The organism is Desulfurivibrio dismutans, from assembly GCF_029210385.1.
Lineage (GTDB): Bacteria > Desulfobacterota > Desulfobulbia > Desulfobulbales > Desulfurivibrionaceae > Desulfurivibrio > Desulfurivibrio dismutans.
The window spans coordinates 278,776-292,908 of record NZ_JARGDQ010000002.1 but is presented as its reverse complement, the minus strand read 5'-3'; the positions used below and the strand labels follow the sequence as shown (position 1 = coordinate 292,908).

General features: G+C 60.3%; 13 protein-coding genes. 7 read left to right on the top strand and 6 right to left on the bottom strand.

Features of this window, described 5'->3' with window-relative positions; translation table 11 throughout:
• The first annotated feature begins 20 nt into the window (after positions 1-20).
• The gene (rpe, locus tag P0N66_RS03300) at positions 21-698 is read left to right on the top strand and encodes a ribulose-phosphate 3-epimerase (protein ID WP_275802569.1); all 678 of its coding nucleotides are present in this window, start codon (positions 21-23) and stop codon (positions 696-698) included.
• Between the two features lie 121 nt (positions 699-819).
• Here the strand turns inward: rpe and P0N66_RS03295 are convergent, their stop codons facing one another.
• The 5 genes from P0N66_RS03295 to P0N66_RS03275 all read right to left on the bottom strand — a co-directional run bounded on the left by P0N66_RS03295 (position 820) and on the right by P0N66_RS03275 (position 6,077).
• A complete protein-coding gene (locus tag P0N66_RS03295; RefSeq protein ID WP_275802568.1) occupies positions 820-2,808 on the bottom strand; it encodes an Ig-like domain-containing protein in 1,989 nt (662 codons plus the stop codon).
• Between the two features lie 24 nt (positions 2,809-2,832).
• Positions 2,833-3,354 (bottom strand): hypothetical protein, encoded by a 522-nt coding sequence (locus P0N66_RS03290; RefSeq protein ID WP_275802567.1) that lies wholly within the window; start codon positions 3,352-3,354, stop codon positions 2,833-2,835.
• A gap of 51 nt (positions 3,355-3,405) precedes the next feature.
• Positions 3,406-4,161, bottom strand: coding sequence for a FlgO family outer membrane protein (locus P0N66_RS03285; RefSeq protein WP_275802566.1), 756 nt, complete (start codon positions 4,159-4,161; stop codon positions 3,406-3,408).
• Between the two features lie 138 nt (positions 4,162-4,299).
• The gene (locus tag P0N66_RS03280) at positions 4,300-5,040 is read right to left on the bottom strand and encodes a FlgO family outer membrane protein (RefSeq protein ID WP_275802565.1); all 741 of its coding nucleotides are present in this window, start codon (positions 5,038-5,040) and stop codon (positions 4,300-4,302) included.
• Positions 5,041-5,144: 104 nt separating this feature from the next.
• Positions 5,145-6,077, bottom strand: a complete 933-nt coding sequence (locus tag P0N66_RS03275) for a nitrilase-related carbon-nitrogen hydrolase (RefSeq protein WP_275802564.1) — start codon at positions 6,075-6,077, stop codon at positions 5,145-5,147.
• A gap of 94 nt (positions 6,078-6,171) precedes the next feature.
• Here P0N66_RS03275 and P0N66_RS03270 point away from each other — a divergent pair, with 94 nt between their 5' ends.
• The 3 genes from P0N66_RS03270 to P0N66_RS03260 are packed head-to-tail and all read left to right on the top strand — an operon-like array spanning position 6,172 to position 10,089.
• Positions 6,172-8,100 carry an ASKHA domain-containing protein gene (locus tag P0N66_RS03270; protein ID WP_275802563.1) on the top strand — a complete coding sequence of 643 codons (1,929 nt, stop codon included), beginning with the start codon at positions 6,172-6,174 and terminating at the stop codon, positions 8,098-8,100.
• A 55-nt stretch (positions 8,101-8,155) separates the two neighbouring features.
• Positions 8,156-8,956, top strand: coding sequence for a glycosyltransferase (locus P0N66_RS03265; protein ID WP_275802562.1), 801 nt, complete (start codon positions 8,156-8,158; stop codon positions 8,954-8,956).
• A complete protein-coding gene (locus P0N66_RS03260) occupies positions 8,938-10,089 on the top strand; it encodes a DUF2786 domain-containing protein (protein ID WP_275802561.1) in 1,152 nt (383 codons plus the stop codon). The genes P0N66_RS03265 and P0N66_RS03260 overlap by 19 nt, the downstream gene beginning before the upstream one ends.
• A gap of 58 nt (positions 10,090-10,147) precedes the next feature.
• Here P0N66_RS03260 and P0N66_RS03255 read toward each other — a convergent pair whose 3' ends face one another.
• Positions 10,148-10,954 carry a DUF3786 domain-containing protein gene (locus P0N66_RS03255; protein ID WP_275802560.1) on the bottom strand — a complete coding sequence of 269 codons (807 nt, stop codon included), beginning with the start codon at positions 10,952-10,954 and terminating at the stop codon, positions 10,148-10,150.
• A 245-nt stretch (positions 10,955-11,199) separates the two neighbouring features.
• Here P0N66_RS03255 and P0N66_RS03250 point away from each other — a divergent pair, with 245 nt between their 5' ends.
• The 3 genes from P0N66_RS03250 to P0N66_RS03240 all read left to right on the top strand — a co-directional run bounded on the left by P0N66_RS03250 (position 11,200) and on the right by P0N66_RS03240 (position 14,055).
• Positions 11,200-11,622, top strand: coding sequence for a hypothetical protein (locus P0N66_RS03250; RefSeq protein WP_275802559.1), 423 nt, complete (start codon positions 11,200-11,202; stop codon positions 11,620-11,622).
• A gap of 50 nt (positions 11,623-11,672) precedes the next feature.
• On the top strand, positions 11,673-13,109 hold the full coding sequence (locus P0N66_RS03245; RefSeq protein WP_275802558.1) for an HD-GYP domain-containing protein: 1,437 nt from the start codon (positions 11,673-11,675) through the stop codon (positions 13,107-13,109).
• A 253-nt stretch (positions 13,110-13,362) separates the two neighbouring features.
• A complete protein-coding gene (locus P0N66_RS03240) occupies positions 13,363-14,055 on the top strand; it encodes a DUF1538 domain-containing protein (RefSeq protein ID WP_275802557.1) in 693 nt (230 codons plus the stop codon).
• Positions 14,056-14,133: the final 78 nt, after the last annotated feature.

The window sequence follows — 14,133 nt, the reverse complement described above, 5'->3', positions numbered from 1 at the left end:
AAAACAGAGGAACCAAAACTATGCGCAACGTCGATCTTGCCTCCCCCCTGATAGCTCCCTCCATCCTTTCCGCCGATTTCGCCCGCCTGGGCGACGAGGTGACGGCGGCGGCGGCGGCCGGGGCCGATGTCATCCATGTGGATGTGATGGACGGCCGTTTTGTGCCCAATATCACCATCGGGCCGCTGGTGGTGGCGGCGGTGCGCCGGATCACCGATCTGCCGCTGGATGTTCATCTGATGATTGAGGAACCGGAACGCCACGTGGAGGCTTTTGCCGCCGCCGGCGCCGACTGGATCACGGTGCACGTGGAAACCGGTTATCACCTGCACCGCACCGTGCACCAGATCAAGGACCTGGGGAAAAAGGCCGGAGTGGTACTGAATCCGGCCACGCCGCTTAGTGCTCTGGATTATCTGCTGGCGGAAGTGGACCTGGTGATGCTGATGAGCGTCAACCCGGGATTTGGCGGCCAAAGCTTCATCCCTTCGGCCCTGGAGAAAACCCGGGCCCTGAAAAAGATGATCGACCAACGGGGATTGCAAACCGGGATTGAGATCGACGGCGGTGTCAGCCCCAAGAGCATCGGCGCCATCCGCGAGGCCGGCGCCAACATCTTCGTCGCCGGCTCGGCGATCTTCGGCCAGCCGGACTATGCCGCCGTCATCGGGGAAATGAAAGGAATCATCACCCGCTGAACCAAGCGCCCAGAGCCGGTGCCCACCGGCTGTTGCCAGGGAACCGACCACCGGCTTCAGTCTCCGCGAGTATTGACGGGGGAATCAGACCATTCCGTAGGCCACCACCCCGCCTGTTGGCTTAAAAACCCCACAATGGGCTGTTGCGCTGCTGACCGGCATCCTCTTCCCCCCGCCACAGGGCGCTCTGCCGCCGCGACGGGGTGTTGATCTCCACCGTTTTCGTGTCCCGCCGCCCGGCGGGGTCCATGGCCGTCACCTGCAGAACGACCTTGGGTGAGGCGACGTGGGCAAAAGGCGAGGGCGCCACAAAGCGCACCAACGCGTCGTTATCCGCCAATGACTCCAGGTGTACCGCCGAACCGCTCAACTGACGCCACTCAAAACGCAACTCCTGCGGCCGCACGGCCAGGGTTTCCCTGGCATCGAGGAGCACTGTCTCCCCCGGCGGATAAGTTGCTGCCAACGGGCCGAGCCTGACACTGGGCGGCGGATGGCCCGACTCTACCCGTAGAGTCAGGCGGCGGGGCTTGGAGCGCTGACCGGCGTAGTGGAAGCGGTAGACCAGACTTTCTTCCCCCTGGAAGTAGGGGTCGGGCTCATAAATATGGGTGGCCGGATCCAGCCGGCGCAGACGCCCCTCCTGGAGATCCTGTTGCATAATCTCCACCCGCACGCCGGTAAAGGGGGTCGTATTATCCCGGCGCCAGACAGCGGCCCAGTCGATCTTCAGCGGCTCGGTACTGCGCGAGGTCATCACCAGATCCCGCACTCTGATCAGAGGTTGCTCCGGCGTCATGGTCAAGACCTCCTCCACTTCCTCCAGCGGCGCCTCCTTGTCGGCCGCCCGCAGGCTGGGGCCGACAATGGCCACCCGAGCCGGCTCACTGGCCTGGCGGCCATCGGTGGCCCGGAATACAAAACGGTCTTCCCCGGGGAAGTCCGGGTTGGGCAGATAGGTCACCCGGGGCGGCTCCCCGGAAAGACGGCCATAGCGGGGAGGCGTGACAATCTCGTAGGCCAGCGGACCGCCATCGGGGGCCTCCGCCCGCAGTTGCATGGAAACGGCGGCGCCGGGTTGATCCATCCGAAAGCGCTCATCCCTGGCCACCGGCGGCATTATCGGCGCCGGGGGTTCCGCCAAGTCCGTGGGCTCCGGCTCCAAGGCCTCCACCAGTTCTTCCCGCACCTGAGGCGGAATCGCCAACTCCGGTTCACCGTCCCGTCCCAGCAGGAAGTAGGCGGCACCAATCAACACCAAAAGAGAGAACAGCGAGGCGCCGATGGTGCTTTTGTTGATGGCGCTTTTATCGAAAGAGGCAGGCAACCAGGCGACAAAACCTTTTTTCCAGTTCTCTCCAACCGTTGCCTCTTCTTCGTCTTCACTCGCCGGTTCGGCGGCACTGGGAGTATCGGCGAAAATATCTTCATCCGCCGTCTCCTGCTTGCCTTCCCGGGATGACTCCAGCATATTTTCGTCGGGGATATCGGGGATGTCATCATCGAAGTCAAAACCCTCGATATCAAATTCGCCGTCATCGAAGGCAAAGGGATCCTTTTCCTCCTCCCCGCCTCCACCGGTCGACGCTTCACGCTCGGCAACGGCAGGTTGCTCCTCCGCCACCGGCAACTCATCGTCACCCGCCACCTCTTCGGTGCCCACCTCGACACTGGCTTCTTCCTCGGTGGCCGGCGGGGCTTCCAACGATTCGGAGGCTTCGGGAGACTCGGCGAGTTCGGGTGAACCGGCCTCCGGTTGCTCGGCCGAATCCTCCCCGGAGTCCCCGGCAAACAGATCCTCAAAATCATCGCCGCCCTCTCCGGCCCCCGCTTCCTGCTCGGCTACGGGCGTCGGTTCGGGCACCTCCTGGGGGGCATCACCAAACAGCGAATCGATATCATTCTGGTCCAGTTCCACCGAATCCGCCTGGGCGCCGCCATCTTCGGTCCCGCCACCGCTCAAAAGCTGATCGATATCCGACTGATCCAGTTCGTCGCTATCCAATTCGGCGGTGGCTACCGAAGCGGTCTGGCCCTGTTCATCGTCATCCAGATCGGCCAGCCAGTCGTCGATATCGCCAAAATCATTTACATCCTTGTCATTGGCCATGATCCATCCATCCGTCTGTGTTAATCACTGCCCGTATGCCACGTAGGTATGCATCGCCCGGTAAACCGCGGCCGACATCTCCACGTTGGCCACGTAAGAACGCCACTGGCCGTGACTGTTACGACCACTTATGTGAACCCGCAGGCAACCGTCGATTTCCTGCAGCCACCCCCATAACATTTGCTGGCTTGCCGGGGGCCTTTGACCGGCGGCGGCTGACTCCGGCACTCGGTTGATCACCGCCCGCATTTGGTCGGCCAGGGTTACTCCCAAAAACGAAAGACGCCGGGGCATCCCCTCGCTCAGCACAGCAAAAGGGGTAACCTGAACCGGTCCGGCGGTAAAAAAATCGACAAATTCACCGGCCGCATCCTCGCCGATGAGGTGGATCAGTTCAGCAAGAGAGCCATAACCGGCCGGCGACGCCGCTTGCTGCTCTTCTTCGGCCATTACCGAGGGCGGCAGCACTACAAAAAACAGCACCAGCAACAGTCCCGGAACCCTCCACCATCCCCGATGGCCAACCATTGCCAATCTTGCTTTCATCACCATCTTTCTCCCGCCATTCGCCTGCCGGCAATCAAGTCCATCGGCCGATTACAGCATGCCCCGGATCGAAACCGTAACCGGTTGCTCGCTTTCCCCGAAAAACCATCGCAGCTCGCGATCAAGCGGTAAATTATGCCGCCAACTGGTCCGTACCAGGCCATCCTGCAGACCCACCAGCCGGCCATGCAACATCAGCGTGCTGCGGGTATTTGAGTAAGTGCTCAGCACCACGTAGTCCAAGTCCTGCTGCCGGCTGGCCAGTTCACCAATGTTGCGGGACAGCACAAACTCGCCGGTCTGGGGCACAATGTGAATGTCTTTGCCCAGGCGAAGTTCCGTGACGCTAACGCCCCGGTCGGCCAGGTCGGTGAGCATAAATTCGGCCAGCACCCGACCAAATTCACTCTCCCTTTTCAGATCGGCCAGGGGAACAGCGCCCACCACCGCCACTCGGACATCAGACGGATCCACGCTATCTTCCCGCAACTGATAAAAGACCTTCCCTGCCGCCTCCCGGGTTATTTCGCCCAGCAGGGTCGCCAGTCCCGGTCCTCCCGGGCCTGTCGGGCGATAAGGAAACAAAGCCCGCGGTTCTCTGTTCTCCACGGTTCCCGCAACAATCGGCCGGGCCTCCAGTTGCGGCACAAAATAGGAGGGCTGTTGTTCTGTGTGCAACGCCGATTTTTCAGCAACCGCCACCGGCTGCTGACCGGCACAGGCAGCCTGACCTGGCAGCAACAGCAGCAGGGCCAGAACGTGAATGCAAAGCCAACGGCCCGCCACTGACGACACTTTCTCGGTCATTACCATGGTCTCCATAATTTTAATAACGCCATCAAAATTGTCGGCGCCGCCAAAAGCCGCGCCGCCGACTGGGCACGCTTTGTAGCTACTTGTTTTCACGTTACCGACCAACCTGCTTGGCAGTTTTTTGCAAAGCCATCAAAATTCCAGGCGTTTCATATACATGGGCTCGGGGTCAATGACCACGTCACTGACCGGATCGGACAACATCGCATCCACCACCGGGGTGCGCCGAATGATGGCGGTGGCGGAGGCCAGCAGCACGCCGTTACGATTATTAATGATCCTGGCATTGACGATGACCTGCTCGGCGGTGGCGGTGTAAGTGCCGGTAAGCATCGCCGCCGCCTGTACCGTTTCCCGAATCTCGCCGGGATTACGGGAAAGACCGTATTCTCCGCGCTGTTCCTGGATGCGCACCTCCCGGCTCTGGCGCAACTCCACCACCGGCACCCGGCGCTGCTGCAGGTTGTTCATCAACTGTTCCGCCAGGTAACGGCCAAAAGAGGTGGTACGAGTCAGCTTTCGTTGATCGACAAAGGACAACACAATGACCCCTCCCCGCAGTTCCCCGAATTCAATATCCGGTTCCGCGAGGCTGGCAAAAAGCTGCTCACTGAGGCTGGCAACGTGATGATAAAGCCGGCTCGTCTCATCAATCTGCAGCGCCGCCACCACTTGGCCGGACACCGCCGGGGCTGCCGTTTTTGGCTCCGCCGGTGCGACAGCCGACGCCGGTTGAACCGGCCATTCCGCCAAAGCTTGAGCCGGCACCAGCCAAAGGCCGGCCAGTAAAATCAACAGCAAGCCAACCGCCGGCCGTATCCCGACAACCCGGCCCGGCCGCCGCTGGATGCCGTATGTTTGGTTTTTACTCATAATCTCCATCCTTATGTTGTACTTGCCGGCCAATACCTGTTCTGTCTTCAATCATCGGCCGACAGCCTGGTTTCCTTGAAAAAAAAGTCGCCGGCCGATTGCGTTCAGGCTGCGGCAGCGCCGCCGGCGGTCTGAAAGAGGCGCCGGACCTCGGACTGGTGGGCAAAGTCCAGCGGCGCCATTAAGCCGGCTGCCCGGTCGGCGGCCTCCGCCAGTATATCGCCATCGGGAGCGATAATGGCCGAACAGCCGGCAAAGTCGGCATCGCCTACCAGGCCGCAGGTGTTGCAGGCCACCACAAAAATCTGGTTTTCAATGGCGCGGGCGCGAAGCAAGATTCGCCAGTGTTCCCGCCGGGCTTTCGGCCACTGCGCGGCCACCAGCAAAACCGTCGCGCCCTGCCGCACCTGGGCGGCCGCCAGTTCGGGAAAGCGCAGGTCAAAACAAACCAGGCCACCCACCGGCCCGGCAGGGCCGGCCAAGGGCCCAGCCAACCGGCCGGGCTGGAAATAATCCGGTTCCCCCATGGGGGCAAACATCTGCTGCTTGTGATACCGGCCCATCACCCCCTGCGGCCCCACCAGATACAAAGTGTTGTGCAAGCGAGCCCCGGGCTCGCTTACCTGATGGCCTTCGTGATCACTGTCCGTGGATGCTGAAGAGGCTGCCTGAGCGGGGGGCACCGGGGCTTCAGGGAGGCTGCCGGCCAGAAAAATGTCGTACCGACTGGCCTCGGCGGCCAGAGCGGTCAGCAGGGCAGGGGTTTCAGCCGCCATCCGGGCCATGGCGTGATAGGCGAAACCGCCGGACCACAGTTCCGGCAGCACCACCAGGGTGGCCGGCGGGGGCGCCAGCCGGGCCAGTTGTTCCCGCACCACCGCCAGATTGGCGGCCGGATCGCCAAACCGCACCCTGAATTGAAGAAAACCGGCCCGTGGCGGCCAGGCCTTGTGGCCCCTGTGATCACTTACTTTGGCAGAATCGGCCGGAACCGCAAAATTTTCAGCCGATTTGGCATTATGCGCAACAGCAGTCATGACTTCACCAGTATGTCTTTACGTTTAACCCTGTCGGGCCGGCGGCGGTAATGGTGCTTGACAGTTGGCCCAATCCTGATATTTTGCCACCACCATGAAAACTATACAATTTCTGCCGGATAATGTCTCCATCGAGGTGGAGGAAGGGGAAAATCTGCTGGCCGCCGCCGCCCAGGCCGGGGTCTATGTCAACGCCTACTGCGGCGGCGACGGGGTGTGCGGCAAGTGCAAGGTGGCGGTGGAAGCCGGCGAGGTGGAGTCCGGCAAGGCTCGTTTGAATAACGATGATTACGCCGCCGGCCTGCGGCTGGCCTGCCAGAGCCGGGTCAAGAGCGACCTGGTGGTGCGGATTCCCGAAGCCATGGGCAAGGACGGCAAGGCCCTGAAACACAAACCCGCCGCCACCCGCACCATTTCAGCCCGCTCCCTGGAGCAGCTCATCGGCGACTGGCGGCTTGACCCGCCGGTGGAAAAGCGTTTTCTCAAGCTCGACCCGCCCACCATGGAGAACAACATTCCCGATCTCCAGCGGCTGATGCGGGCCATCCGCCAGGATTGCCACGACTGCAAGGAGCCCACCTACGATCATCCCGAGATGCTCAAGGACCTGCCCTTTACTCTGCGGGAAGCCGACTGGCAGATAACGGTGATTTTGCTAAAGGGGCGCCGGGCCGAAGAACCGGCCCGGATCATCGCCGTGGAACCGGGCGACACCACCGCCAGCCTGTACGGCCTGGCGGTGGATATCGGCACCACCACGGTGTGCGGCATGCTGATCGATCTCAACAGCGGGGAAGTCATCGCCGAGGCCTCGGCCTACAACGACCAGATCTCCTGCGGTGAAGACGTCATTTCCCGCATCGTTTATTCCCAGCGGGGAGACGGCCTGCGCACCCTGCAGGGTAAAGTGGTACGGACCATCAACGGTATTATCGAAACGGTCTGTAAAACGGTAATCATCAGCCCCAGCGACATCAGTTACATCATGGCGGCGGGCAACACCATCATGAGCCACCTGCTGCTGGGGCTGAATCCCAAATATATCCGGGAGTCACCCTATGTCCCCACCTGCAGCCATTTTCCTCTGACCCCGGCGGCCGAACTGGGGGTGCTGGCCCATCCCTCGGTGCGGCTCTTTCTCTACCCGGCGGTGGCCAGTTATGTCGGCGGCGATATCATCGCCGGGGTGCATGCCTGCCGGATGTACAAGAACCCGGAGCTGACCCTGTTTATCGACATCGGCACCAACGGGGAAATCGTGGTGGGCAATGAAGAATGGATGGTCTGCGCCGCCTGTTCGGCCGGACCTGCTTTTGAAGGCGGCGGCATTCGCCACGGCATGCGGGCCAACTCCGGGGCCATCGAAAATTTTCATATCCATCCGGAAACGCTGGAGCCGATGATCATCACCATCGACCGCATCAAGCCCTGCGGGATCTGCGGCTCGGGGCTGATCGCCATCGTCGCCGAACTGCTCAACGCCGGGGTCATCGACCCCCAGGGCAAGTTCAGCCGCAACCTGGAACACCCCCGGATCCGCCATGGGGAAGACGGCTGGGAGTATGTCCTGGCCTGGGGCAAGGACGCCCTGCTGGGCCAGGATGTGGTGATCAGCGAGGTCGACCTCGACAATCTGATCCGGGCCAAGGGGGCCATGTACGCGGGTTATCAGACCCTGCTGGAGTCGGTGGGAATGGATTTCGACGCCCTGGACCGGGTGATTCTGGCCGGCAATTTCGGGGCCTATATCGACCTGGAACGGGCTATCACCATCGGCCTGCTGCCTGATATCCCCCGGGAACGTTTTTTTTACCTGGGCAACGGCTCGCTGCTGGGCTGCCGGGTCAGCTTGTGCGATAATCAGCGGTTCCGAGAGCGAATGGTGGTATCCGAGTTGGTCACCAACCTGGAGCTGGCGGAAAACCCCCAGTTCATGGACCATTACATGGCCGCCCTGTTCCTACCTCATACCAACATGAGTCTGTTCCCTTCGGTGACCAAAAGCAGCCAACCGGCAGGTTAACGCTTAACGCCCACCGATACGGCACGGGTTAACATCCCGCAGGGGGACAACGTCCTTGGCCATTGATGTCGATATCTCCTTTTGCCTGACGGAACCGGTCACGGTGGCTGCGCTGCGGCAGTTTCTGGTGGCGGTGGAAGAGCATGCCGACCCGGCGGCTTACGAAGTAATTGTCGCCGGCCTGGACTGCACCCCACAAAGCCCGGAAGGTCGGAGTCTGCGGGCCGACTTCCCCCAACTGACCATATACGAAAATCCACCGGCCTCCCCCGGCCGGCGCCTGAACCATGCCATGGGGTTGGCCGCCGGTCGCTATCTGGCCCCCTGGTCGCCCCGGGTTTACCCCCTGGCGGGCTGCCTGTTCAACCTGGTGAATTTTATGGATGAAAATCCCGAAAGCGGGCTGGCGGCCCCCCGGCTACTCGACGGTGCCAACCGCTTAGTTCCTTCCCGCCGCCGCCAGCCTGGGCTGGCGACCATTTTACTGCTGCATACCAGGATGGGCGGCAGTGGCCTGGGCGGGCCGCTGCTCAAACGCCACTACCACGCCGGTGAGCCGCCGGTTTTCAAATTGGCCGCCGCCGCTTTTTTAAGCGCCCGGGCCATGCTGCTGCGCCGGGAGACCCTGGAGGAAATCGGCACTTTTGACGAGGGTTTTAAGCATTTTTACCATGATGCCGATTACTGCCGCCGTGCCATCAGGGCTGGCTGGCACTGTCATTACCTGGCCGGCGCGCCGGCCCGCGAGCTGGCACCGGAATTTTTCTATCCCGACTTCATCCGGCGCACCAGCCCTTCGGGCCACCTGGCCGACGCCACCCGCATACTGTTAAAAAAATGGCTGCAGATCAACTGAAATGGCAGCGGCAACTGCTGCTGGAGCATACATGGATTTGCCGATATTATCGGCTGCCCCTGCCGACACCGCTGCTGGTTATCGGGGAAGGGAGATCCCGGGCCGGTACCTGGCGCCCGCAGCCCTCGCCGGGAGTGCTGCAGATTGCCGCCTGGCTGATCCAGGAGCATGGCTGGGAGGTGGTTCTGGAGGTGCTCAAACATGAGATGGCCCACCAGTACGTGGACCGGCTCTTGCCGGGCGGCAGCGAGCCCCCCCATGGCCCGGCCTTTCAGGAGGCCTGCCGACGCTTGGGAGTACACCCCCTCTTTCGCCGGGCCGCCAGTACCATCCCCGGGCAGTTGGCCGCCGCCGGCCGGCCGACCGGCGCTTGGCCGGTGCTAAATAAAATAGAAAAACTGCTGGCGCTGGCCGGCAGCGTCAATGAACACGAAGCCGCCCTGGCCATGGCCAAGGCCGGGGAGCTGATGCGCCGGCACAACCTGGACCGGCGGCGGGGTCGCCCCGATTCCACAGGACCCGAAGCCCAAGAAGGTTACGACTGCCTGGTCATCAGCACCGGCCGCCGCCGCAGCCCCCCCCATCATCTTCATCTTACCGCCCTGCTGCAGGATTTTTTTTATGTCAAAACCATCAGTTATTCTCTTTACAGTGCGGCCCACGACCAACGGCACCGGGTGCTGGAACTGCTGGGCCGCCGGGAAAACCTGGCGGTGGCCGAGTATGTCTTTCACTTTCTGGAAGACCGGCTGGCCCGGCTCTGGCAACAGCACCGCAAACACACCGGAGCTGCGGGGCAAGAGAAAAACTCTTACTGTATCGGAGTATTAAACGGTCTGAGGGAAAAGCTGCAGCGCCAGGAGAGCGACGCCCCCCCACAGCGAAGAGCCGACGACGAATTGCCGGCCGATGCCTGGACCCCGGCGGTCACCTGCAGCAGCCTGGTTTGCAACAGCGATCCGGAACTCCAGTACTTTCTCCAGGAGCGCTATCCGCATCTGCGCACCGTCCGCGGCCGCGGCCGTCGACTTTACTCCGCCAGCTATGAGGCCGGACAAAGCGAGGGCAGGCAACTGATAATCCATAAAGGGCTAAAACAGCAACAGGGCAATCGGGGCAAACTACTGGACTGAACTGCAACCGCTAAACCTGCCGGTTGTGACCTTCTATGAACGGCTACACGGGACGGCATCAGCAGGCGGCCTGCCGCTTGAGAATTTTTTCCAACATGGCTGCAATTCCGGTCCCCAAAAAATGCAGCATCTCGGGGTTGGCGTTCTGTTCGGCACAACGGTCAAAGGATATCCGCAACGCCGAGTCCAACCCCTCTTCCGGAGCTTGGTAGGCCAGCCGGAAAGGGACCAACGGCAGGGGATGAAAAGTCAGCACCCGGCTGTCGGCCTTGCTTTCCTTGCCTTCCACCGCCCCGAACATGTTCAGCAGGGCAAAAAAATCTTCCCCGTAGTCATCGGCCAAACGCCGCAGGGGCTCTTCGCAACGCTTGGCGAACAGGGCCGCCCCGGCCTGCCCTCCCGGTAGGCCGGCAAACGGCAACCACTCGTCGGTGGCCGTCGCCCCCCGGCAAATCAGCACATAGCGCAGCAACGGCAGTTGAATCCAGGGGTTTACGTGACACTGGGAAGCCATCCGGCCGTCGGGCTCCAGGTAAAAATCCTTGCCCAGGCAGGGAATCGCCAGCCGCTCACCCTGCCGCCAGCCGCCCACTTTGGCGGCCGCCGCAACGTAGTCAAGGGCCGCTACCTGCGCCTGCAGCTCGGCGGCCGCGGCTTCCTGTTCATCCTTCAGCCCCTGCCGGGGCTGCAACTCCGCGTCCAGACGGGCCAGGGTTGCCGGCTCCAGGGCCGGGCACTCGGCTGGGCGCTTGTCACCCCGGATAACGGCGGCGGCAAAGGCCATGCAGGAAGGCAGATAACAACGGCCGCAGTTGTCGCCCGGCAACAGCTTGTACAACGCGTAGGGATTGTTTTTTACCGACAAAGGAACTCCTCCAGGAAATTGACAGCTTACACCCACGCAACAGGGGTGCTTTTTAAAAATCAACTTAGCATGATATTGCTTTAATTGTTGTCCAGGATTGGTTATCATTAGGTCCATGGTAATTAACAAGGTTCGGCGGCAGCCGGTCTTGTTATGCCCGACAAAATCACCTTTTTGGGTGATTCCGCACCCCTCGGTCTCTGCTATATTTTCCCCATGGGAAAATTAACAAAACGGAGGGCGCCATGCAGGTTAACACAACACCGGCTAAAAAAAACCTGAATCATCTCCCACGACCGGACCGTAACCGGCTGCTTGCCGGCCTTGAGGTTTACGATTACGACAGCGGGGAGTTGCTCGGCCACCTGGTGCAAATCAGCCACCGGGGATTAAAACTCAACTGCCAGCGGGCCATGATCACGGCCCGGCGGTTTCGGATGCGCATCAAGCTGCCGCAGGACCATTTTGCCGCCCCGGAACTGCATTGCACCGCCGTCACCCGCTGGAGCCAGCCGGGCGGCGGCGGGAAATTTCAGGCCGGCTTCACGCTGACGGAGCCATCAACCGAAATTCTGGACACCATCTGCCAGCTGATCAATCTCTTCGGCTTTCAAGAGCGAGAAAATAGGTTTCTCGCCAAGCTGCGGGAGTTCGACCGCCCGGACTGACAATTAAATAATTACCTCAACAGGTGCCAACAGGCACCAGGGCACCTGCCATGACACAAAATATCGCCTCCCGGATTGCTCTCGAGCAACCCTCAGCCACCGCCAATAGCGGCCCGCCCAAAGTTTCCATTGAGCGGTTGATGGCCGTGGTCCGGCAGGGAGGCACGGTACGCACCGGGATAGATATCGTCAGCAAACAGGGCAAGCTGCTGCTGGAGAAAGATGTACCGGTCTCTGATATTGAAACCCTGGAACGGGTCAAACGTCTGGGCATCGACTCGGTCCCCATTGTACCGGCCGCCCAGGGCGGCATCTGGGATGCCAAAGGAGAGCCGCTGGAGCTGCCGTCGGCACCGGCACCGACTGACGTCGGCGGGGGCCGGCCCATGAGCGAAATTGATCAACAACTCCAGCAGATCACGGAAATCAAAGAAGTGGCCACCGCCAAATACGAAAAGGCCAAAGACTGCATCAAACTTGTTTTGGACTCCATTCAACAAAACAACGGCGAGTTCGACGCCTCCCCGGTGGCGGATACGGTGGGGGATCTGGTGGACTTCGTCTCTCGCAACGAAAACTCCTTTTCCTACATGACTCGGGAGATTTTTTCCTACGACGACTATCTGTACAACCACTCCATCAACGTTTGCACCATCGGGACGGTGGTGATGAAAAAATTCAACGAAAATTTCAGTGGCGCCGTCAATGCCTTTCTCAACAATACCCCAGCCAACGCTTTCGAAGAGGGCCCGCACCACGAACATGCTTTTAGCTACTTCCAGCCCGAAGAACTGCGGGATATTTCCATCGGTTTTTTCATGCACGATCTCGGCAAGGTCTTGATCGATCCCAAAATACTGAACAAAAACGGCAAGCTTAGCGAAAGCGAATTTAAGGAAATAAAAACCCATACGGCTGAAAAGGCGATGACGGTGCTGGAAAAAAACTGTCTTGGCAACCCCTATATCACCAACGTCTGCCTCTATCATCATGCCCCTCTTTATCGCGATGAGCCACGCTGCTATCCCGAGCTAAACCACACCGCCATTCCTCCCTATGTGAAGGTTTGCAAGCTGGCCGACATCTACGACGCCATGACTTCCAAAAGAGCCTACAAGGAAGCGCTCAATCCGGTGGGCGTGGTCACCGAGATCTTCAACCGCTATGCCAAAAAAGATCCGCTGCTGCAGTACATTCTGCATTCTTTTGTTAACTCGGTGGGCATCTACCCGCCGGGCAGCGTGGTCGCCCTCACCGACGGCCGCCAGTGCTACGTCATGGACAGCAAGGGCCCGGTACTGCTGCCGATCACCGACTTTCAGGGCAAAACCTTAAGCCGGAAGCAGGATCCCATCAAAATGGTCAAGGGGACAGCCGAACCGGATCTTAAAATCGATCGCCGACGACCACCTTTGTCCCCCCTGGCGGCCTACAAAATTCTGCCAGATTACCTGCGCCGGATTGTCAACCCACCCGGCAGCCACTAACAGCCTAGATCGGCAGTACCCTGCCGACAATGACCGGCCTTGACCGGGTCGATTTTTTATCTGGCTATGACCTCTTTTTTTCGTTAACATTGGTGGACTAGCAATAACTGGCCCACCGTGTTGATCGGCAACGCAGAAACAAAGAGCTACAGATCGTGCCCGGTCGGTGCCGACAACATTTGCGGCACGTCGCGTTTTAGCAAATATCTTTTAACCTGGCTGACATAAACAGACCAAACGGCCCCGGGGACCAATGCAGGATATAAAAGAAACCGTGCAGGAAGTTTTTTACGCCGTACTGCCGATCACGGCGGTGGTGATAATCCTGCAGTTCACGCTGATCTGGCTTCCGCTGGCCGATTTTCTGCAGTTTATGGTTGGTCTGATTATGGTCAGCGCCGGATTGACCATGTTTTTGTGGGGGGTCCAGGTGGCAATGCTGCCCATCGGCGAGATGATCGGCTCTTCCCTGCCCCGGTTGGGAAAAAGCTGGCTGGTGGTTTTTTTCGGTCTGCTGCTGGGTTTTGCCGCCACCGTGGCGGAACCCGATGTCCGGGTCCTGGCCATGCAGGTGGATCAGGTGTCCGGCGGTGATATTTCACAGAATATCCTGATTTACACCGTGGCCGCCGGGGTGGCGTTTTTTGTCGGGCTGGCCATGCTGCGCATCATTCTCAGTATCCCCATCACTTACCTGCTGGTCGTCGGCTACGCGTTGGTGTTTCTGCTGGCCGCCTTCACTCCCGCTCATTTCATTCCGGTTTCCTTCGACGCCGGCGGCGTGACCACCGGCCCCATGACGGTACCTTTTATCCTCGCCCTGGGCGTGGGGGTGGCCTCGGTGCTGGGGGGTAAAACGGCTTCCTCCGACGGCTTCGGCCTGGTGGCCCTGGCCTCCATCGGGCCCATTCTGGCTGTTATGCTGTTGGGTATTTTTTATGGGTAACCGCGAAGTAAGCGACCACGGGGCACCTCCTCTTGCGACACTCCGTGACCGCTTACCGGACAAACCATGTGCTTGGTT